The 18,302-nt window shown below is 56.7% G+C and carries 23 protein-coding genes; 12 read left to right on the plus strand and 11 right to left on the minus strand.

Annotated features, from left to right (window positions below; genetic code table 11):
• Positions 1-63 precede the first annotated feature (63 nt).
• From AC2FLJ_RS07180 to AC2FLJ_RS07190, 3 genes are all read left to right on the plus strand, one after another.
• Positions 64-1,209, plus strand: coding sequence for an iron-containing alcohol dehydrogenase (locus tag AC2FLJ_RS07180; RefSeq protein ID WP_496705043.1), 1,146 nt, complete (start codon positions 64-66; stop codon positions 1,207-1,209).
• A 74-nt stretch (positions 1,210-1,283) separates the two neighbouring features.
• On the plus strand, positions 1,284-2,123 hold the full coding sequence (locus tag AC2FLJ_RS07185; protein ID WP_472724100.1) for an EamA family transporter: 840 nt from the start codon (positions 1,284-1,286) through the stop codon (positions 2,121-2,123).
• Positions 2,124-2,191: 68 nt separating this feature from the next.
• The gene (locus AC2FLJ_RS07190; protein ID WP_496705045.1) at positions 2,192-2,962 is read left to right on the plus strand and encodes an alpha/beta hydrolase; all 771 of its coding nucleotides are present in this window, start codon (positions 2,192-2,194) and stop codon (positions 2,960-2,962) included.
• Between the two features lie 18 nt (positions 2,963-2,980).
• On the opposite strand, the gene AC2FLJ_RS07195 is transcribed toward AC2FLJ_RS07190, so the two are convergent.
• The 4 genes from AC2FLJ_RS07195 to AC2FLJ_RS07210 form a co-directional block, all read right to left on the minus strand.
• Positions 2,981-3,262 (minus strand): hypothetical protein, encoded by a 282-nt coding sequence (locus AC2FLJ_RS07195; protein ID WP_496705047.1) that lies wholly within the window; start codon positions 3,260-3,262, stop codon positions 2,981-2,983.
• 225 nt (positions 3,263-3,487) lie between these two features.
• Entirely contained in the window at positions 3,488-4,159 is a 672-nt protein-coding gene (locus AC2FLJ_RS07200; RefSeq protein ID WP_496705049.1) for a DUF2971 domain-containing protein, read from the minus strand.
• Between the two features lie 5 nt (positions 4,160-4,164).
• Complete coding sequence (gene parE / locus AC2FLJ_RS07205; RefSeq protein WP_496705051.1) at positions 4,165-6,123, minus strand: DNA topoisomerase IV subunit B; 1,959 nt, start codon at positions 6,121-6,123, stop codon at positions 4,165-4,167.
• A gap of 159 nt (positions 6,124-6,282) precedes the next feature.
• Positions 6,283-6,837, minus strand: coding sequence for an NYN domain-containing protein (locus tag AC2FLJ_RS07210; RefSeq protein WP_282119886.1), 555 nt, complete (start codon positions 6,835-6,837; stop codon positions 6,283-6,285).
• A 190-nt stretch (positions 6,838-7,027) separates the two neighbouring features.
• Between AC2FLJ_RS07210 and AC2FLJ_RS07215 the strand changes: the two genes are divergently transcribed.
• Positions 7,028-7,636, plus strand: a complete 609-nt coding sequence (locus AC2FLJ_RS07215; RefSeq protein ID WP_496705053.1) for a carboxymuconolactone decarboxylase family protein — start codon at positions 7,028-7,030, stop codon at positions 7,634-7,636.
• A 6-nt stretch (positions 7,637-7,642) separates the two neighbouring features.
• Here the strand turns inward: AC2FLJ_RS07215 and AC2FLJ_RS07220 are convergent, their stop codons facing one another.
• Positions 7,643-8,518 carry an alpha/beta fold hydrolase gene (locus tag AC2FLJ_RS07220; protein WP_496696973.1) on the minus strand — a complete coding sequence of 292 codons (876 nt, stop codon included), beginning with the start codon at positions 8,516-8,518 and terminating at the stop codon, positions 7,643-7,645.
• A gap of 126 nt (positions 8,519-8,644) precedes the next feature.
• On the opposite strand from AC2FLJ_RS07220, the gene ppk2 reads away from it, so the two are divergent.
• Complete coding sequence (ppk2, locus tag AC2FLJ_RS07225) at positions 8,645-9,568, plus strand: polyphosphate kinase 2 (RefSeq protein ID WP_496696971.1); 924 nt, start codon at positions 8,645-8,647, stop codon at positions 9,566-9,568.
• Between the two features lie 105 nt (positions 9,569-9,673).
• On the plus strand, positions 9,674-11,038 hold the full coding sequence (locus tag AC2FLJ_RS07230; RefSeq protein WP_058274145.1) for an MATE family efflux transporter: 1,365 nt from the start codon (positions 9,674-9,676) through the stop codon (positions 11,036-11,038).
• Between the two features lie 21 nt (positions 11,039-11,059).
• Here AC2FLJ_RS07230 and AC2FLJ_RS07235 read toward each other — a convergent pair whose 3' ends face one another.
• Together AC2FLJ_RS07235 and AC2FLJ_RS07240 are read right to left on the minus strand one after the other, a co-directional pair.
• Positions 11,060-11,461, minus strand: coding sequence for a hypothetical protein (locus AC2FLJ_RS07235; protein WP_496696969.1), 402 nt, complete (start codon positions 11,459-11,461; stop codon positions 11,060-11,062).
• Between the two features lie 10 nt (positions 11,462-11,471).
• On the minus strand, positions 11,472-12,674 hold the full coding sequence (locus AC2FLJ_RS07240; RefSeq protein ID WP_496696967.1) for a pyridoxal phosphate-dependent aminotransferase: 1,203 nt from the start codon (positions 12,672-12,674) through the stop codon (positions 11,472-11,474).
• A 91-nt stretch (positions 12,675-12,765) separates the two neighbouring features.
• On the opposite strand from AC2FLJ_RS07240, the gene AC2FLJ_RS07245 reads away from it, so the two are divergent.
• From AC2FLJ_RS07245 to AC2FLJ_RS07255, 3 genes are all read left to right on the plus strand, one after another.
• Complete coding sequence (locus AC2FLJ_RS07245; RefSeq protein ID WP_058274142.1) at positions 12,766-13,158, plus strand: helix-turn-helix domain-containing protein; 393 nt, start codon at positions 12,766-12,768, stop codon at positions 13,156-13,158.
• A complete protein-coding gene (locus tag AC2FLJ_RS07250; protein ID WP_496696965.1) occupies positions 13,155-13,412 on the plus strand; it encodes a succinate dehydrogenase assembly factor 2 in 258 nt (85 codons plus the stop codon). The genes AC2FLJ_RS07245 and AC2FLJ_RS07250 overlap by 4 nt, the downstream gene beginning before the upstream one ends.
• Before the next feature lie 78 nt (positions 13,413-13,490).
• Entirely contained in the window at positions 13,491-13,988 is a 498-nt protein-coding gene (locus AC2FLJ_RS07255; protein ID WP_186437453.1) for a MarR family winged helix-turn-helix transcriptional regulator, read from the plus strand.
• On the opposite strand, the gene AC2FLJ_RS07260 is transcribed toward AC2FLJ_RS07255, so the two are convergent.
• From AC2FLJ_RS07260 to AC2FLJ_RS07270, 3 genes are read right to left on the minus strand one after another with little or no spacing between them, the layout of a single operon-like run.
• Positions 13,989-14,711, minus strand: a complete 723-nt coding sequence (locus AC2FLJ_RS07260; protein WP_496696962.1) for a DUF1194 domain-containing protein — start codon at positions 14,709-14,711, stop codon at positions 13,989-13,991.
• Complete coding sequence (locus AC2FLJ_RS07265) at positions 14,708-15,412, minus strand: DUF1194 domain-containing protein (protein WP_496696960.1); 705 nt, start codon at positions 15,410-15,412, stop codon at positions 14,708-14,710. The genes AC2FLJ_RS07260 and AC2FLJ_RS07265 overlap by 4 nt, the downstream gene beginning before the upstream one ends.
• Positions 15,409-15,837 carry a VOC family protein gene (locus AC2FLJ_RS07270; RefSeq protein ID WP_496696959.1) on the minus strand — a complete coding sequence of 143 codons (429 nt, stop codon included), beginning with the start codon at positions 15,835-15,837 and terminating at the stop codon, positions 15,409-15,411. The genes AC2FLJ_RS07265 and AC2FLJ_RS07270 overlap by 4 nt, the downstream gene beginning before the upstream one ends.
• Positions 15,838-16,012: 175 nt before the next feature.
• Here AC2FLJ_RS07270 and thyX point away from each other — a divergent pair, with 175 nt between their 5' ends.
• Positions 16,013-16,924, plus strand: coding sequence for an FAD-dependent thymidylate synthase (gene thyX / locus AC2FLJ_RS07275; protein ID WP_058274136.1), 912 nt, complete (start codon positions 16,013-16,015; stop codon positions 16,922-16,924).
• Positions 16,925-17,153: 229 nt separating this feature from the next.
• Here the strand turns inward: thyX and AC2FLJ_RS07280 are convergent, their stop codons facing one another.
• The gene (locus AC2FLJ_RS07280; RefSeq protein ID WP_010439113.1) at positions 17,154-17,360 is read right to left on the minus strand and encodes a cold-shock protein; all 207 of its coding nucleotides are present in this window, start codon (positions 17,358-17,360) and stop codon (positions 17,154-17,156) included.
• Positions 17,361-17,575: 215 nt separating this feature from the next.
• Here AC2FLJ_RS07280 and AC2FLJ_RS07285 point away from each other — a divergent pair, with 215 nt between their 5' ends.
• Positions 17,576-17,893, plus strand: a complete 318-nt coding sequence (locus tag AC2FLJ_RS07285; RefSeq protein WP_496696958.1) for an ArsC/Spx/MgsR family protein — start codon at positions 17,576-17,578, stop codon at positions 17,891-17,893.
• 39 nt (positions 17,894-17,932) lie between these two features.
• Positions 17,933-18,301, plus strand: coding sequence for a hypothetical protein (locus AC2FLJ_RS07290; protein WP_058275883.1), 369 nt, complete (start codon positions 17,933-17,935; stop codon positions 18,299-18,301).
• The last annotated feature ends 1 nt before the right edge of the window (position 18,302 follow it).

Consider the following 18,302-nt stretch of genomic DNA (forward strand, 5'->3'; position numbering starts at 1 on the left):
ACCGGCCTGCCCGGTACTGACCCCCTCGGCCGGGCAGGTCTCAAATCACAAAGGAAACCTGACATGTCACTTGTTGGAAACTGGTCGTATCCGACCGCTATCAAATTCGGCGCAGGCCGCATCAAGGAACTGCCCGAGGCATGTGCTGCCGCTGGTATGAAAAGGCCGTTGTTGGTCACCGACAAAGGGTTGGCCGATCTGCTGATCACCGCGGCAACGCTGGATATCATGGAGGCCGCAGGGCTGGGGCGCGGGCTATTCAGCGACGTGGATCCGAACCCGAACGAAAAAAATCTTGAGGCAGGGGTCGCGGCCTACAATGCGGGCGGCCATGATGGTGTGATCGCTTTTGGCGGCGGTTCCGGGTTGGATCTGGGCAAGATGGTTGCCTTTATGGCAGGGCAGACGCGCCCGGTTTGGGATTTCGAGGATATCGGCGATTGGTGGACTCGCGCCGATGCTGATGTCATCGCGCCGATTATCGCTGTGCCGACCACAGCCGGGACCGGGTCCGAGGTCGGGCGCGCCAGTGTCATCACGAATTCCGAAACCCACGCGAAAAAGATCATATTCCATCCCAAGGTTCTGCCGACAGTGGTGATCTGCGACCCCGAGCTTACAGTTGGCATGCCCAAGTTCATCACGGCGGGCACAGGTCTGGATGCATTTGCGCATTGTGTCGAGGCGTATTCCAGCCCGCATTATCATCCGATGAGCCACGGCATTGCGTTGGAAGGTATGCGGCTGGTCAAGGAGTATCTGCCACGCGCCTATGCAGATGGCACGGATATTGAGGCCCGCGCACAGATGATGAGCGCGGCAGCCATGGGGGCGACCGCCTTTCAGAAAGGTCTGGGCGCGATCCACGCCATGAGCCACCCGATTGGCGCGGTTTTCAACACTCACCACGGCACCACCAACGCGGTTTGCATGCCGACAGTGCTGGAGTTCAATGCGCCAGCTATTGCTGATCGGTTTCAGTCGGCGGCAGCCTATCTGGGAATTGATGGCGGCTTTGATGGCGTCCGCGGTTTTGTCCAGTCGTTCAACGACTCGCTGGGTATCCCAACTAGGCTGTCCGAACTGGGTGTTACCGAAGCTGCAATCCCGGAACTGGTGCAAGGCGCGATCATCGATCCGTCTTGTGGTGGTAACCCAATCGAATTGACAGAGGACAATCTGACCGCTCTGTTCAAGGCTGCATTGTGATCGGTCTTGCTCTGTCCAAGTAACGAAACCGGCCCGTATCTTGGGCCGGTTCTCTCTGCGCGAAAGGTTCGGACGTGACTCTGTTTGTCATCGCCATCATTTTGACGGCTGCGTTGCTGCATGCGGTGTGGAACGCCATCGTCAAAACAGCCGCCGACCGAACGACCACTTTGGGCCTTGTCGCATTTGGGCATGTCATCCCTGCGACAGCGATGATCCTGCTGCTGCCTCTGCCCAGCGTTGAGAGCTTTCCCTATATCCTGATCTCGACCGTCGTGCATTTTGGGTACTACTACATGCTAGGCAAAGCCTATCAGCATGGGGATCTGAGCGTCGTCTACCCGATCGCCCGTGGTATCGTGCCTGCGCTGGTCTCGCTCTGGGCGATGATCTTGGTGGGCGAGGTGCTGCCATTGCAGGCATGGGGCGGGATTGCACTGATCGCGCTTGGTATTCAGCTCAGCAGTTGGAGTGCCTTGCGGTCCGGCGTCGGGCGCTGGGCGCTGTGGTTTGCACTGGGTACGGGGTTTTGCATCTCGATCTATTCAGTTGTGGACGGCATTGGCGTGCGGTTGTCGGGCAATACGCTCAGCTATTGGGCCTGGGGCGCGTTTCTGCACCTGTTCATCGCCGGGTTCGTTGGCATCAAAAAGCGGGACACACTGGCCAGCCTTCCCGCCAAGGTCTGGATGATCGGCATCCTGGGCGGGCTGGTGTCGATGACGGCCTATGGTCTGGTGCTTTACGCCAAGAATTTCGCACCACTGGGTGCGGTTTCAGCACTGCGCGAGACTTCGGTGATCTTCGCTGCGTTGATCGGGTTTATCTTCCTGCATGAAGGCAACTGGATGCGTCGCCTTGGTGCAGCCCTACTGATGGCCGTTGGCGTAGCCCTGATTGGTATGTCTGTCTGACGCCGGCGGTCTTGCCGCGCGCGCCTGTCGTCTCGCATAGTGGGGGCAAGTGACGAGAGGGCGTTTTGATGACCAAAGAGATTGTTCTGATCCACGGGGCCTTTGCCGGACCTTGGTGTATGGCGGACTACGCGGGTTTCTTCCGCGCGCGCGGTTGGACGGTGCACACCCCTGCGCTGCGCTTTCATGGTGGGGACCCCAAGGCCGAACCTGACCCCGGACTTACGGATACCAGTGTCGCGGATTATACCAATGATATTGCCGAGTTCGTACAGGGCTTGGACAGCAAGCCTGTCATCCTCGGCCATGCCATCGCGGGCGTTGTGGCGCAGCAAGTGGCCGCGCGCGGGTTGGCCAGCGCCATTGTCCTGATCAACCCGAACGCGCCGTGGGGCACCTTGCCCGAAACCGACGATGAACGCGCCATCCCGCGCGCGCTGATGGAGGGTGGGGCGTTCTGGAAACAGCCCATGCATGTCGAGTTCGACCTGATGGCCCCTTTTGCGTTGAACAAGATGCCCGAGGCACAGCAGCATGAGGTGTTCGACCAGTTGGGGGCCGAAAGCGGGCGGGTGATGTTCGAGATGTTCTTTTGGATGTTCGACGACCACCACGCGATGAGGGTCGACATCGACAAGGTCGATTGCCCGGTGCTGATCGTGTCGGGAACCGAGGACCGCGCCGTCAACCCCGACACCTGCCGTGCTCTGGCCAACCTGTACGGGGATCGCGCGACGTTTATGCCCGTGAAAAACCACGCGCATTTCCTGTTCATGGAGCCCGGCTGGGAGCATCCCGCCGGCCAGATTGCAGACTGGCTGGAGGGGAAGGTGGGTTAGAAGGTCCGACCTTTCAGTTCAGCGATTGACCTGAATACCGCTCTCTGGTTTCCACTTCATGGCACCGTCGCCGCCTTTGATACACCGCAGAAGGTGTTCTTCGCGCGTACTGGACGTTTCGGTCACGGTGTTGTTGCCAGAGATCACAACATAGGCGTCCACCGAATAAGCGAGGCCGTTGTAATAGCAGAACCGTAACTCTGCCCCGACCGGAATAGGCGATGCGCCGATCAGCGACTGCTGCGCGCTTGCCTGACTGGCCAGCAAGGCAAAGGCCAGCCCGAGGGTTAGTGCTTTCATATTGTCCTCCCGTTCGAAATTTATGTTCGTTCAAATTGGGTCTTGGACGCTCGGATCCTCAAAATTTGTTCTTTGATGACAATTGCGCGCAAGTGTGAACGGGATCAACGGGTTAGGCAAGGGGGGTGTTTGGGGGAGTGGTTGTGAGGAGGATGTCTGCTAGCCATCCAGCGCTTGAATCGCCGCATCAGACAGGCATTTAATCCATAATTCATCGCGCTCGAGCTATGAGTGGCAAATCCCCAGATCTACTGCAAAACCAACGTTCGATGGCCTTGTGGCAAAGATGTCTGCGTTTGTACCGTCAACGAGTTTCGCAATGTCTCTTGGCTTCAACGACGAACTAATTCCCAAGATTACTTTGCTCAGTTTTAGGTTCTTTCCAAAATCGACAAATGTCACTTTGGAAGAAGTTTCTCCGTCGTGATCTTTCGTAAACATTCGCCATTCATCTTCGTATTCCCAGTGCTTGGATTTGGTACGCATGGCATAGTCGATACTTTCGCTCAGCCTATCAGGATTTTCTGTCAAAAGAGCTTCGCTTGGAAATTCGATAAACTCCTCCACATAGTCGATCTTTGAAAGAAGTTTTGACGGTTGCGGTAGGTAGTAAGCTTTGTCTGGCGCATCGAATTCTAAACAAATTCCTCTGTGGCAGTCTGCATAATTTGCCCACATAGAGGGGCTTGCAAAATTCCCACTAAATGAAATGAAGCCTCGATTCCGGGTGTGGGTTTTCAAGATTTTGCGAAATAGATCTCGAGATTGACCACTGGCAAACTTGAAAGGAAACATCTCAAATGGATCGTTTGTTTCCGTTGGCTTAGATACTTTCAATCTTCTGAAGGCCAAAGTCTCAAGGGCGTATCGTTCACCAATAAACTTATAGATTTTCATTCAAATCAAACATCCAGCTCCTCCACAAACCGCGCGTTCTCCTGAATGTATTGGAACCGCAGTTCGGGTTTCTTGCCCATCAGGCGCTCGACCAGATCGCCGGTCTCACCGGGTTCGTCCTCGTCGATGGTGACGCGGATCAATTTCCGGGACGCGGGGTCCATTGTGGTCTCTTTCAAGTCCTTAGCGTCCATCTCACCCAGACCCTTGAAGCGCGAGACGTCGATCTTGCCCTTGCCGCCCAGACCTTTCTCAAGCCACTCGTCGCGCTCGGCCTCGTCCAGACAGTAGACGCGTTTAGCGCCTTGCGTCAGGCGATACAGGGGCGGGCAGGCCAGATACAGGTGGCCCGTGTCGATCATCGGGCGCATCTGGGTAAAGAAGAACGTCATCAACAGCGCCGCGATATGCGCCCCGTCCACATCCGCGTCAGTCATGATTATGATCTTGTCATAGCGCAGATCGTCGACGTTGAACTTGGTGCCAAGACCGACACCCAGCGCTTGCGTCAGGTCGTTGATCTCGGCATTGGTGCCCAGCTTGGAACTGGCCGCGCCCAGCACGTTCAGGATCTTGCCGCGCAGGGGCAGCAGTGCCTGCGTTTTGCGATTTCGGCCCATTTTTGCAGAACCGCCCGCAGAATCTCCTTCGACGATGAATAATTCTGTTCCGTCGCGTGTTGAACTAGAACAGTCCACCAACTTGCCGGGAAGGCGAAGTTTTTTAGTGGCGGACTTACGTTGTGTTTCTTTCTCGGCGCGTCGGCGCAGACGTTCTTCGGACCTCAGAATGAGGAAATCGAGAATAGCACCGGCGGATTTCGTGTCCGCGGCCAGCCAGTTATCGAAATGGTCGCGGACCGAATTCTCTACCAGCCGCTGTGCTTCGACGGTGGCGAGGCGATCTTTGGTCTGGCCCACGAACTCCGGTTCACTGATAAAGCAGGACACAAGCGCGCAGCCACCTGTGATCAGGTCGTCGCGGGTGATCTGAGCGGCCTTCTTGTTGTTGATCAGTTCGCCATAAGCCTTGATCCCTTTCAGGACTGCAGCCCAGAACCCGGCGACATGAGTGCCGCCTTCGGGGGTGGGGACAGTGTTACAGTAGGACTGGATGAACCCGTCGCGCGAGGGCGTCCAGTTGATCGCCCATTCGACCTTGCCAGGGGTGCCGAACTTTTCCCGAAAGTCCACGGTGCCAGCAAAAGGTTGCTCGGCATAGGTGGACGAGCCGTTCATCGTTTCCTTCAGGTAGTCAGACAGCCCGCCGGGAAAGTGGAAGCTGGCCTCGGTTGGCGTTTCGCCATCGTCGATATGGGATTTCCAGCGAATTTCGACGCCCGAGAACAGGTAGGCTTTGGAGCGGATGGATTTGAACAACCGTGCGGGTTTGAACTTGTGATGGCCGAAGATTTCTTCGTCCGCGTGGAATGTCACGGTGGTGCCGCGCCGGTTGGGCGCCGCGCCGACTTTTTCGACGGGGCCCAGAGGGACCCCGCGCGAGAACCGCTGTTCGAACAGAGTCTTGTCACGCGCCACCTGAACGACCATCGAATCCGACAGCGCGTTGACTACGGACGCACCCACACCGTGCAAACCGCCCGAGGTCTGATAAGCTTTGCCCGAGAACTTACCACCCGCGTGCAGGGTGCAGAGGATCACCTCAAGCGCCGATTTGTCCGGAAACTTGGGGTGCGGATCGATCGGAATACCGCGCCCGTTGTCGCGCACCGTCAGAGCGTAATCTGCGTGCAGCTCGACCTCAATCCGGTTGGCGTGACCCGCAACTGCTTCGTCCATCGAGTTGTCGAGGATTTCGGCCACCATATGGTGCAGCGCACGCTCATCCGTGCCGCCGATATACATACCGGGGCGTTTGCGAACCGGTTCCAGCCCTTCAAGCACCTCGATCGAGGAGGCGTCATAGGTATTGGTCGCTTCTGGCGTCAACAGATCGTCGGGCATGGGTGCTGCTCTTGTTTTTGGGTTTGGTCCCATTATGGCAGGGGATGTGGTCCGGGGGAAGGGGCGCGCGAAGTGTTGTGTGCGGTTTGTCGGCTATGATGCGCCCCGATTGGGAGCTGAGGTTGAAACGCTACATGTTTGACTAGGCTGGAACCACGGTCACAACGCCAGCCAGAGAGCCCCATTCCGATAGCCACCCTGCACAAGCTCTTTGGCCTGCAGCACATCCGGATAATCGTCAACCCAGTCGCGAAAACGGTCATTTGTGACAATGGTAGCACTTAGGTCGCGAGCGACCTGTAGAACAAGCGGGTCGGCTGGCGTTCCCTTGGGTGCGACCATAACACGGTCAACGGGCAACCCAAGCAGAGAGGCAAGGGCTTTGTCATTCATGTAGCGATCCGAGATTTTGTAGCCGACATTTGCATCGAACACGACACCGGGAGTCAGGCCGGAGGTGGTCAAAGCGTCGACAACTTCTCGCACGGTGGCAATGTCCGGAATGCCCTCTCGCCAGTGCAAAATATTTGATCCATCAACCACGGCCCAGTTCTCTGGCGCTTTCGATCTGCGCAACCATTTTCCAAGCAGCAATATCGCGCTTGCAACGGTGCAAAGCCCTGCGACCATTGCCCAATCAGAAAAAGCAGGGCGGGACAGTGCCGCGAACAGGCCGCAGATTGACAGGACAAACAAGAACAGAGGAAGGCGCATCGCTGGAAAATCAATATAGTGAAACGGGGTGTCGGCAGTTCTTTATCAGGTGGCAGTGGAGGATGCCCAGAGCGTTCTCATTGCAGTCACGTGAAATGTTCCGGGTAAGCGTGGCCTCCAAGGCCTCGCATTGTTTCTGCATTCTGTTTAGGTTTGGCTGCAAAAGCAAATGGATACGGGAGGCAAAGCGATGAGCTGGATCAGAACCATCCCTTTTGATGAAGCAACGGGAAAACTCAGGAAACTGTATGACCGTGTTACCGGCCCGGGCAACAATGTAGACAACATCATGATGGTGCATTCTTTGCGGCCACATTCGATGGAAGGTCACATGGCCATGTACAAGAACGTGCTGCACCATTCAGCCAACACGATCCCGAAGTGGTTTCTTGAGGTGTTGGGCGTGTGGGTCAGCGCGCTGAACAAATGCAGCTATTGTGTTGAGCACCACTACAGCGGTTTGCAGCGTTTGTTGGGCGATCCGGAGCGTAGTCAGGCAATTCGCGCGGCGATTCAGGCTGGCTCGCCAGAAGAGGCCCCGTTGGATAGTGCCCAGATTGGGGCCATGCGTTACGCGCGCAAACTGACTGAGGCCCCTGCGGAGTTGAAACAGCAAGACGTGGAAGCCCTGCGCAAGGCCGGCTGGGACGACGGTGGGATCCTCGAAATCAATCAGGTCTGCGCGTATTTCTCTTATGCGAACCGGACCGTTTTGGGGCTGGGGTGTTCCACAGATGGTGATATATTGGGCCTGTCGCCCAACAACTCGGATGACCCGGCGGATTGGGGGCACCGGTAAACGGATTTAGCGCGCCATCCAACCAAGGATTGCCTGCGCCACCGCTTTGGGTTGTTGGTGATGCAGCCAGTGATCAGCGTTCGGAATGTCGATGCGCGCCAGATCGGGTGCGTAGTCTTCCAACCCCTCAGTCGATTCTGGTAGCAACGCCTTGTCTTCACGCCCCCACAGCAACAGGTGGGGGCAGCGAACCATCAACCGGTCCTTCGGCAGCTCTGGCAGATCCGTGCGCGGTGCGCCGGGTTTCGCAACCACCAGCGGTGACGCGCGGTACCAGTTCAGCATAGTCTCCAGCCGCCCGGGCCGGGCCCATTCTGTACGATAGACCTGCATTTGCTGGTCCGTCAGCCAGTCTGTTCCCATCCCGAAACGAAAAAACTGTTCAAGCTTGGCAAAATTGTCCGCCGACAAACGCTCTTCCGCGTCTGGTGCGCGCAGTGCATTGATGTATTGCGAAGCCTCGGATTGCGCCCCTCCTGCGGCCATGGCCCGTTGGAAGGGCACTGGGTGCACGCCGTTGGCGATGATCAATCGGTCCACCAGATCCGGGCGGAACATGGCCAAACCATAGGCCACAGACGCTCCCCAATCGTGGCCAAGAACACAAACCGGACGGGCGAGCCCCTCGATCAGCGTCACCATGTCCGAGACCAGTCGCGACAGGGCATAATGGCCGACGCCCTCTGGCGCCCAGCTTTTCCCGTAACCGCGTTGATCGGGGGCGATGCAATAGAAGTGGGAAGACAGATGCGGGGCCAGGTCCTGCCACGCGCCGCTATATTCGGGAAACCCGTGAAGCATCAACAAGGGCGGAAGGTCGGGGTCCCCCCAGCTGCGCAGAAGGAACCTCTGGCCGTTAAGATCAATGAACTTGTTTTCCATAGCCGAAGCCCTGTGTTGTACCTGAAGCACACGCCCAGAAAGATGTAAAAGTTTGACACCAATCAAAGCGTGTTTTTCACCCGACTGCTAGGCGTTTTCCCGGACAGTGAGACAAGGAGAACCTGAATGGAAGTAGTGACGCAGATCGAGAATGTGCAAGACCCTGCCAACCTGTCGGCGATAGCCAAAACCTCACCGACCGAGCCTAGCCCCGAGAAAATTCGTCAAGCCTTTGAAAGCGGCAAATATCCTTACGATCGCAAGATGGCGCGTAAAGCTTATGAGGCGGAGAAGGCGCAACTGCAGGCAGAATTGCTAAAAGTACAACATTGGGCACAGGAAACCGGCCAGCGGTTTGTCCTGCTGTTCGAGGGCAGGGATGCCGCAGGCAAAGGTGGAACGATCAAGCGCTTTATGGAGCACCTGAACCCACGCCAAGCGCGTGTCGTTGCGCTGAATAAACCCACCTGGGAAGAGAAGGGACAGTGGTACTATCAGCGCTATGTTCAGGAACTGCCCACGGTCGGCGAAATGGTTTTCTACGACCGGTCCTGGTACAACCGCGCCGGGGTTGAACGGGTGATGGGATTTTGCTCACCCAACGAATATCTAGAGTTCATGCGTCAAACGCCCGAGCTGGAGCGGATGCTGGTGCGCTCGGGCATCCAGCTCTACAAATACTGGTTTTCGGTCACGCAACCTGAACAGCAACGCCGGTTCAAAAGCCGCGAAACCGATCCTCTGAAACAGTGGAAACTGTCACCAATCGACAAGGCCAGCCTTGATAAATGGGACGATTATACCGAGGCCAAGGAGGCGATGTTCTTTTATACCGATACCGCCGACGCCCCGTGGACCATCGTGAAATCGAACGACAAAAAGCGCGCGCGCCTGAATTGCATGCGCCACTTCCTCTCTACGCTGGACTATCCGGACAAGAACCATGAAATCGTCGACAGCCCCGATCCTTTGATCGTCGGCCAGGCGCATCACGTGATCCAGCACTCGGAACATATTCTGGGCAATTCACTGCATCCTGAAACCGTGTGACAGGAGTCCTCTCAGGTAACATTTGAACCTGCGGGTGTAGTCTCAAGGTGAAATTTCGTCGTTCGCCTCTTGTCCCGGCCTCGGGCCGGGCATAAGGCTGTTCGGATGAGTAAGGTGATGACATATGGCGGCCACTTCCGGGCCATTTCTGTGCTGGGCCTGCCGCTGATCGGCGGGCACTTGGCCCAATTTGCTATTGGGCTGACGGATACGGTCATGCTGGGTTGGTACGGTGTCGAGGCACTGGCCGCCGTGACCCTGGCCAGCAGCTATTTCTTTGTGTTGTTCCTGTTTGGGGCCGGATTCGGTTTGGCCGTCATGCCGATGGTGGCGACGGCTGCGGCTGAAGAAGACGAAACAAGTATTCGCCGTACAACGCGCATGGGGTTGTGGTTGTCGTTGATCTATGCGGCCGTCATGATGCCAATGCTGTGGTGGTCTTACCCTATTTTCCTTGCGTTGAAACAGGACCCGCAAGTCGCTGAAACCGCGTCCCAGTACCTTAGGGTTGCTGGGTGGGGCCTAATTCCGGCGCTTTTGGTGATGGTGCTGAAATCTTATCTGGCCGCGTTGGAGCGCACCCAGATCGTTTTGTGGATCACCGTGGCCGCGGCAGTGGTCAATGCGATTACCAACTATGCCCTGATCTTCGGCAATTGGGGAGCCCCTGAGCTGGGTGTGATGGGTGCCGCCATCGCGTCGGTTGTCACTCAGATCGTATCGTTGGTCTGCGTGGTGATCTACGCCATGCGCGTTTTGCCCGAACATAGCCTGTTCCAAAGGTTCTGGCGCCCGGATTGGGAGATGTTTCTAAGCGTTCTCCGCCTTGGCGTGCCGATTGGCCTGACGACCCTGTCCGAGGTCAGCCTGTTCGCAATGTCAGCGATCATGATGGGTTGGCTGGGTCAGGTTCCGCTGGCGGCACATGGCATTGCACTGAATTTGGCATCCGCGACGTTCATGGTGCATCTGGGGTTGTCAAACGCTGCGACGATCCGGGCAGGGAACGCGTTGGGCCGGAAAGATAGGCCACATCTGGAACGCGGCGCGATTGCGGTGACGGGGATGTCTTTGGTGATCTCGGTCCTGACTGTCATCCTGTTCCTTGCCTATGCCGAGCCTTTGATTTCCCTGTTCATGGAACCGGATGACCCGCAGCGTCCGGAAATCCTGATGATCGGTACAGGCCTGCTGGCCATGGCGGCGTTGTTCCAATTGGTGGACGGGGCACAGGTCATTGCGTTGGGTCTGCTGCGTGGCTTGCAGGACGCAAAGGTCCCGATGGTCATGGCCGCGCTCAGCTACTGGGGCGTGGGGATCACGTCGTCGTATTACTTTGGCTTCGTATTGGGCATGGACGGAATCGGGGTCTGGCTGGGCCTTGTTCTGGGTCTGGCCTGCGCAGCGGTTATGCTGATGGCGCGGTTCTGGATGCGCTCGGTCCGCGAGGTTGGTGTGCCCGCCGAGTAAGCTGCGACGGGTCATTCCGAGTCATTCTTTGCTGAAGCGGTCTGCCTTTTTTCGCACCAGGACAGAGCGTAGATCATGCATGGCCAACAGCAACCGGTCGGTTACGTCTTCCAGCTGCTCTGGTGTCGCCTTGGATTGCGCCCATTGCGTAGTGAGGTTCAGGTAATCAACCGCGCGGTGAATGTCGTCGATGTCGCGCTGGGCCAACAACGCTTTGCGCGCCTCCATCCAACGGGCAATCTCGGCCTTGTCGGTGTCGGACAACGGGCGTTGGCCTTGCGGTTTCACCTCGCCATTGCGGATGTTGATGACTGCGATCTGATCCATCTCGATCCGGCGCTGGCGGTTTTCAGTGTCGATCCTGAAAACCGCCGCACCATTTTCGCGAACGCGGAAATAATATTCGGGCAGTTCCGAAGTCATTCGCGCTTACTCAAGTCAATGATGCGCAAAAGCGCTGGATGCGGGTGCAGGCTTCGGTCAGCGCCTCGTCCGAGGTCGCATAGCTGACCCGAAAGTTCGGCGACAGGCCAAAGGCTGCACCGAACACGACGGCCACGTCCACCTCTTCCAGCAAGGCGGTGGCAAACGCCTCATCCGAGTCGATCACAGTGCCTGCGGGGGTGGTTTTGCCAATTAGCCCGGCAATGGATGGATAGACGTAAAACGCGCCCTCAGGGGTTGGGCAGCTGATGCCGTCGATTTCGTTCAGCATGCTAACGACCAGATCGCGGCGGCGTTTGAACGTTTCGTTGTTGGGGGCCAAAAAGGACTGCGTCCCGTTCAGTGCCTCAACGGCCGCCCATTGGCTGACTGAGCAGGGGTTCGAGGTCGATTGCGATTGGATCTTGCGCATGGCGGCGATGACCTCGACCGGTCCTGCCGCGTAACCAATGCGCCAGCCAGTCATGGCGTAGGCCTTGGAGACACCGTTACAGGTCAGCGTCCGGTCATACAAGCGGGGTTCAACTTCCGCCGGTGTGCAGAATTCGAACCCGTCATACGCCAGATGTTCATACATGTCGTCGGACATGACCCAAACATGCGGATGGCGCATCAGGACGTCGGTTAGTTCTTTCAGCTCTTCACGGCTGTAGCCTGCACCGGTGGGGTTCGACGGTGAGTTGAAGATAAGCCACTTGGTCTTCGGCGTGATCGCAGCCTCAAGCTGATCTGCAGTCAGTTTGAAGTTGGTCTGGATCGAAGTTTCCGCGATTACCGGAGTGCCTCCGGCCAAAAGCACCATGTCGGGATAGCTAACCCAATAGGGTGCAGGGATCACAACCTCATCGCCCTCGTTCATCGTGGCCATCAGGGCATTGTACAAGGTTTGCTTGCCGCCGGTGCCGACCGAAATCTGCGCGGGCGTGTAATCCAAGCCGTGGTCACGCTTCATCTTGGCGCACGCCGCTTGTTTCAATTCTGGGATGCCGTCAGGCGCAGTATATTTGGTCTTCCCGGCTGCGATGGCCGCTACTGCTGCGTCCTTGATGTTCTGCGGAGTGTCGAAATCGGGCTCGCCCGCGCTTAGGCCGATGACATCGCGCCCTGCAGCTTTCAATTCGGCCGCTTTAGCGGTTATCGCAATGGTGGGCGATGGCTTCACGCGTGACAGTGTCGCAGAAAGGAAACTCATGGTCGGCCTCGATTTGTATGTTCAGCTTGACTGTCATAGGGTGCGCTCGAATGACGATCAAGCGATATGAATAATGGAATTGGAGAGCCCGATGAACGACGAGAATGACTGGTACGGACCGGACTCTGCGACATTCGGGGACAGGCTGGCAGGGGCACGCGAAGCGGCTGGTATGACCCAAGCCCAGATGGCCCGCAGGCTTGGCGTGAAAAAGACAACAATTGCAGCCTGGGAAAATGATCTGTCCGAGCCGCGCGCGAACCGTCTTTCCATGATGGCAGGCATGGTCAACGTGTCGATCATGTGGTTGCTGACCGGTGAAGGCGAAGGCATGGATGCCCCTGTCGAAGCGGAAGAGGGCGCACCCGAGCTTGCGGATGTCGTGGCTGAGCTGCGTTCCATTCGCGGTGAAATGCGCGCCAGCGCCGAGCGGGCCGCGAAGCTGGAGAAAAGGGTGCGTCTGATGCTGGAGCAGGGTCGGTGAACGAACCACGGGACGTTCGAATAAAGCGGCTGAAGATGCGATCCATGCGGCGTGGGATCAAGGAAATGGATCTGATCCTGTCGGCCTATGCTGACCGAAATCTGACGGCCATGGAGCCGTCGGATATGGATAACTATGATGCGTTGCTGCACGAAAACGACCAGGATCTTTATCAGTGGGTCACAGGGCAAGTGCAGCCGCCCGAAACCTATTCTGCATTGATATCGGACATCGCGCAGACCTTTCAAAAATAAAAGAAAACCCGGCTTAACCGATTTTTCGGGATTTCCATTCATCCTGCCTGAAACAGCGCGACTGAATCGGAGGATCGGATGAGTATGGAAATGCAGGTCTCCGCGCCGGGAACCAAAGGGTTCATGACCAGCTATCTTGAGGCACTTGCCTTGGTGGAACGGCTGCACCGGTTGCTATTGGACGTCATCAAGGATGAGTTTGAGCGTGTCGGCGTATTGGAGATCAACGCCGTGCAGGCATTGCTTTTGTTCAATATCGGCGACCATGAAGTCACCGCGGGTGAACTGAAAAGTCGTGGGTATTATCAGGGCAGCAACGTCAGCTACAACCTGAAGAAACTGGTCGAAATGGGGTACATGCACCATCAAAGATGCGAGATCGACCGCCGTTCCGTAAGGGTTCGATTGACCCCACGCGGTCGTGAAATACGCGATGTCGTATCCGAGTTGTTTTTGCGCCACGCTGAGGGACTGCAAAATCGCGGCGTGTTGGGGCTGGAAGGCATCGACGACATCACCACATCCCTGCGTCGGGTCGAGCGGTATTGGACGGACCAAATCCGGTACATCTATTGATCAGGGGCGCAGGGAATCTGTGGCGTCGGACAGGGTTAGCCCCTCCAGCTCGCGTATCAGTTTTCGGGTCATCGCGTCCTCATAGGCCTCAAAGCCCAAAGCGACTTCGACGAAGGCTCCGGGCCCCAGAATAACCCATGTGTTGTAATAGGCGGAAAGCTCACCGACCTGGACATAGCGTTTGTCGCCATGACTGGGATCGTCTGCTCCGATCACGAGCCCGTTGATCGTGATGCCGGTGTTTTCCAGTTCGGCTTTCACGCTGCGTGGATGAGGGCCCAGATTGTGCTTACCGTCCCCTGACAGATCCAATGTGCGTTTCCAGCAATTCGGTTGCTGCGACAGTAGATTGGCTCCGAACCGCATTGCCGACCCAACAGCCGTGCCCTGTGGTGCGTTACCCCGCGCGACGGTCTTCAATTGGTCGCTGATCCGTGCAAGATCTTGTGCCGTGCGGATCTCAGTCCAGTTTACCAACATGCGTTGATGGCGGGGCTCGCTCCATTCGTAGATCGCCAATCGCACAGGCGCGCCGATGTCGGACAGGATCAGTTGAACAACTTCAGGGCGTTGCAAGGCCGCAGCCAGACCGCCGGTTTGCATCCTATACTCGGCGCTGTCGACCGAACCGGACACGTCCAGCCCCAACGCCAGTGCTTGCCTGCATTCCGACGCGGCGGCGCTGGCGAACATGACAAGTATCGTGGCCAGGAGGCGGATCATTGATGTGCACCCTCCTGCAAAGCACCGATCTGCAACCCTTTCAATTCTCGTTCCAGCTTGCGACGCATCGCGCGCTCAAAATCTTCGAACCCTTGCGCGATTTCCAGAAACGCACCGGGGCCGTGCAGAACGTTGTTCTCGAAGAACGGGATGAGGAACAGCTCTCCTTCAAAGTCTGCAGCGTTGATTACCAACCCGTTGACCACGACGTTTTGAAAGGGAAAGTGCCGGTATGCAGAGTCCGGTCCATAGCCGTCATTGTTTGAACCATCCCCTGACAGATCGATAGTTTGGAACAGGCAGGGCGGCGCTTGCTGCATCAAAGTCGCGCCAAATGCCAAGGCATAGCCCATTGCTGTGGCTGAGCCACTATCCGAACGAACAGATTGTTGCACTGTTGAGGCTGCGACCAGCAGATCGGCCTCAGTGTTGATCATGGTCCAGTTTAGAACTACGCGTTGTGTGGTGCGTCCGCTCCACTCATACACGGCCAGCGCTACCGGTGCGGGCGAGGAAAAAAACGCCTCGACCACTTCTGGTGCGATCAATGCAGCCGCAAGACCCTGCCGTTGCAAAACGTCTTCGTTCTCGTCCACGGAAGTCGAGATATCCATAGCGAGTGCCAGTGCAAGCCGGCAGCTCTCGGCCCGAAGGGGGCTGGCCAGAACGGCCAGACCCAGTGCTATCAGCCAGCGGATCACCAGGTGCCGGTGCTTTCCATGCTGGCCCAGGGTTCAGCTGGTGCCAGCGCTTCGCCGTTTTGCAGCAGTTCGACCGAGATATTGTCCGGAGACCGCACAAACGCCATACGACCATCGCGCGGCGGGCGATTGATCACGACGCCGTTGTCCTTCAGGTGCTGGCAAACCTCATAGATGTTGTCGACCCCATAAGCGAGATGCCCGAAATGACGGCTGTCGCTGGGCAGGGTGTCATCCCCATCCCAGTTATGCGTCAGCTCGATCGGCCGATCCTCTTGTCCCGGGGGGGCCATGAAGATCAGCGAAAATCGGCCCGCTTCGCTGTCATAACGGCGGGTTTCCTTCAGGCCCAGCAGTTCATAGAACGCCATCGACTTCTCCAGATCCTTCACGCGGACCATGGTGTGAAGATATGTCAGCCCCATTGTGGCTTCCTTTCTAATCAGGTGATGGGCTGCAGCTTAGCGCGCGGGCCAAGCGTGTCGAGGGGCAGGGTGGACACAATTTGGAAATTGCGACGCTTGGTGCACATGTCGCGGTTCCTGTCTGTGAATTGCCGATATATAGTGGTGAGCGACTCATTGCTGGAAAGGAACATTCATGCCGCTGTCCTCTGACCAACTGGCCGAGATCGAAGCGCAACGGGCGCAATCGCATCCAACACGCCGCGTTGTGGCTGAGGGGATGGAAGACCACCTCTATACCGCGCATCAAGTACTGGACCACGGATTTGTGCGCGTCATTGACTACATGGGGGATGACGCAGCAATTTGTCAGGCGGCACGTGTATCTTACGGCAAGGGCACCAAATCGGTGCAGAACGATGAGGGTCTGATCCGCTATCTGATGCGGCACTGGCACTCGACCCCGTTCGAGATGTGCGAAATCAAGCTGCACGTCAAACTGCCGGTCTTTGTGGCCCGTCAGTGGATTCGTCACCGCACCGCCAACGTGAACGAATACTCAGCCCGCTATTCGATTCTGGACCGCGAGTTCTATATCCCCGCACCGGACCACGTGGCCGCGCAGTCCGAAGTGAACAATCAGGGCCGCGGCGACGCCCTGCAAGGCGAAGAGGCAGCCCGCGTTCTGGAAATGCTCAAGGCCGACAGCGCGCGGTGCTATGACAATTACGAAGCCATGATCAACCAGGATGGTCAGCAGGGGCTGGCGCGAGAATTGGCGCGCATGAACCTGCCTGCGAATATCTACACGCAGTGGTACTGGAAGGTGGATCTGCACAACCTGTTCCATTTCCTGCGCCTGCGGGCCGATCCACATGCTCAGTACGAGATCCGCGTTTACGCCGACATGATGTGCAAGATCGTCGCCGACTGGGTGCCCTTCGCGTATAGAGCGTTCGAAGATTACCGTTTGGGTGCGGTCAACCTTTCGGCGCAGATGGTTGATAGCCTGCGACGCATGTTGGCCGGTGAAACTGTGACGCAGGAAAACTCGGGCATGACGGCACGGGAATGGCGCGAGTTCGAGGCTGTCATTCGCGAGGGTTAAAGCCGACAGAACTCTTTCTTCTGATGTCATGACGCCTTTTCGAGTGGTTCATGACATCAGTCATCAGTGTGATGTGAGAACGCTCGGAAATCGTGGTGTTCGGCTAAAACGAAAGCACTCATGCCGATACCAAACCGACGCGAGGGTAAGGTTTCAAACCCTTGAGAATGGACAACGGCCGGAAATTGGCCGTTGGCCTGCTTTTAGTACCCGCAGATGACGGGGTGTTTTATAACGGCTTCAAATCAGAGGCCATTTGTCGGCCGTCGCGTCCGTCTTCCAACTCATACGAGACTTTCTGATTGTCAGCGAGTCCGGTCAGACCGGACCGTTCTACGGCCGAGATATGAACAAAAACGTCCTTGCCACCTTCGTCAGGGGCAATAAACCCATAGCCTTTCGTGGTATTAAACCATTTCACGGTGCCAGTTGGCATTTCCCGTGTCTCCTTCTACTTACACGTTGTCCCACAAATTGGTGGGGGCAGTGGTTGACGCAACCACAACGCATCACCGCTTCGCCCACACGACGCAGCCCGAATTGTGTGTTTCGTCTTTTTCAACATTGCACGGTGAAGTAAAAAATCAAGAATAACTGGATGTAGCAGGCAAAAATGCCAAAAATTCATACAAGTACAGGAATGGTCCCAAAATGCGTCTATATGGCCTGAGAAACTGCGATACTTGCCGTAAGGCACTGAAAGAAATTGAAAATATTGAATTTGTAGACGTTCGCGCGCAAGGAGTTCCCGATTCTGTCCTGACAGAGGCGTTTGATACGTTCGGCGAAGCTTTGCTCAATACCCGGTCGACAACTTGGCGTGGATTGGACGCGGAACAACGCACGCGACCACCGCTGGAGTTGCTGAAGGAACACCCGACTTTGATGAAGCGCCCCTTGATCGAAGATGACGGTACGTTGTTGTTGGGCTGGACCGCGAAAACCAAGGCAAGCCTTGGCGTTGCCTGAACGGGCGCTTATGTGACTGACGTAAATATGAGGGTTTAAATGCGCAACGCATCAATGATTTTGGGCGTCATTGCCGGTTTGATCGGAATGATTGTTGGCTTTTTTGGCTATGGCTATATCGAATTCATAAACCACTACGGCGAGATCGAAGGCCTTGCTGAGCAAGTGGACAACGTACAGTTCATCCAGACCGCTTCCATTATTGCGCCTTTGCTGGCCATCGCGGGGGGCGCAATGGCCCATGCGCGGGCTCTGATCGGTGGAATATTGCTGCTGATCTCAGCCGTCGGGATGTATTTCGCGTTTGGATTCAACGTCTTCACGATGTTTCCGGTGGCCTTTGCCGCCGTGGCAGGCATCCTTGGGCTGGCCGCAGGAAAACCGGACGAGCCCAAGGCACATTTCTAGG

The organism is Ruegeria sp. CDSA034 (assembly GCF_059612275.1).

Excerpts from the sequence above, each read along its gene's own strand:
- thyX (WP_058274136.1), top strand. The coding sequence starts at position 16,013 with ATGCCGCTGTCCTCTGACCAACTGGCCGAGATCGAAGCGCAACGGGCG.
- parE (WP_496705051.1), bottom strand. The coding sequence starts at position 6,123 with ATGCCCGACGATCTGTTGACGCCAGAAGCGACCAATACCTATGACGCC.
- AC2FLJ_RS07245 (WP_058274142.1), top strand. The coding sequence starts at position 12,766 with ATGAACGACGAGAATGACTGGTACGGACCGGACTCTGCGACATTCGGG.
- AC2FLJ_RS07180 (WP_496705043.1), top strand. The coding sequence starts at position 64 with ATGTCACTTGTTGGAAACTGGTCGTATCCGACCGCTATCAAATTCGGC.
- AC2FLJ_RS07195 (WP_496705047.1), bottom strand. The coding sequence starts at position 3,262 with ATGAAAGCACTAACCCTCGGGCTGGCCTTTGCCTTGCTGGCCAGTCAG.
- AC2FLJ_RS07270 (WP_496696959.1), bottom strand. The coding sequence starts at position 15,837 with ATGGGGCTGACATATCTTCACACCATGGTCCGCGTGAAGGATCTGGAG.
- AC2FLJ_RS07285 (WP_496696958.1), top strand. The coding sequence starts at position 17,576 with ATGCGTCTATATGGCCTGAGAAACTGCGATACTTGCCGTAAGGCACTG.
- AC2FLJ_RS07240 (WP_496696967.1), bottom strand. The coding sequence starts at position 12,674 with ATGAGTTTCCTTTCTGCGACACTGTCACGCGTGAAGCCATCGCCCACC.
- AC2FLJ_RS07200 (WP_496705049.1), bottom strand. The coding sequence starts at position 4,159 with ATGAAAATCTATAAGTTTATTGGTGAACGATACGCCCTTGAGACTTTG.
- AC2FLJ_RS07290 (WP_058275883.1), top strand. The coding sequence starts at position 17,933 with ATGCGCAACGCATCAATGATTTTGGGCGTCATTGCCGGTTTGATCGGA.
- AC2FLJ_RS07220 (WP_496696973.1), bottom strand. The coding sequence starts at position 8,518 with ATGGAAAACAAGTTCATTGATCTTAACGGCCAGAGGTTCCTTCTGCGC.
- AC2FLJ_RS07210 (WP_282119886.1), bottom strand. The coding sequence starts at position 6,837 with ATGCGCCTTCCTCTGTTCTTGTTTGTCCTGTCAATCTGCGGCCTGTTC.
- AC2FLJ_RS07190 (WP_496705045.1), top strand. The coding sequence starts at position 2,192 with ATGACCAAAGAGATTGTTCTGATCCACGGGGCCTTTGCCGGACCTTGG.
- AC2FLJ_RS07280 (WP_010439113.1), bottom strand. The coding sequence starts at position 17,360 with ATGCCAACTGGCACCGTGAAATGGTTTAATACCACGAAAGGCTATGGG.
- AC2FLJ_RS07230 (WP_058274145.1), top strand. The coding sequence starts at position 9,674 with ATGAGTAAGGTGATGACATATGGCGGCCACTTCCGGGCCATTTCTGTG.
- AC2FLJ_RS07235 (WP_496696969.1), bottom strand. The coding sequence starts at position 11,461 with ATGACTTCGGAACTGCCCGAATATTATTTCCGCGTTCGCGAAAATGGT.
- ppk2 (WP_496696971.1), top strand. The coding sequence starts at position 8,645 with ATGGAAGTAGTGACGCAGATCGAGAATGTGCAAGACCCTGCCAACCTG.
- AC2FLJ_RS07255 (WP_186437453.1), top strand. The coding sequence starts at position 13,491 with ATGAGTATGGAAATGCAGGTCTCCGCGCCGGGAACCAAAGGGTTCATG.
- AC2FLJ_RS07260 (WP_496696962.1), bottom strand. The coding sequence starts at position 14,711 with ATGATCCGCCTCCTGGCCACGATACTTGTCATGTTCGCCAGCGCCGCC.
- AC2FLJ_RS07215 (WP_496705053.1), top strand. The coding sequence starts at position 7,028 with ATGAGCTGGATCAGAACCATCCCTTTTGATGAAGCAACGGGAAAACTC.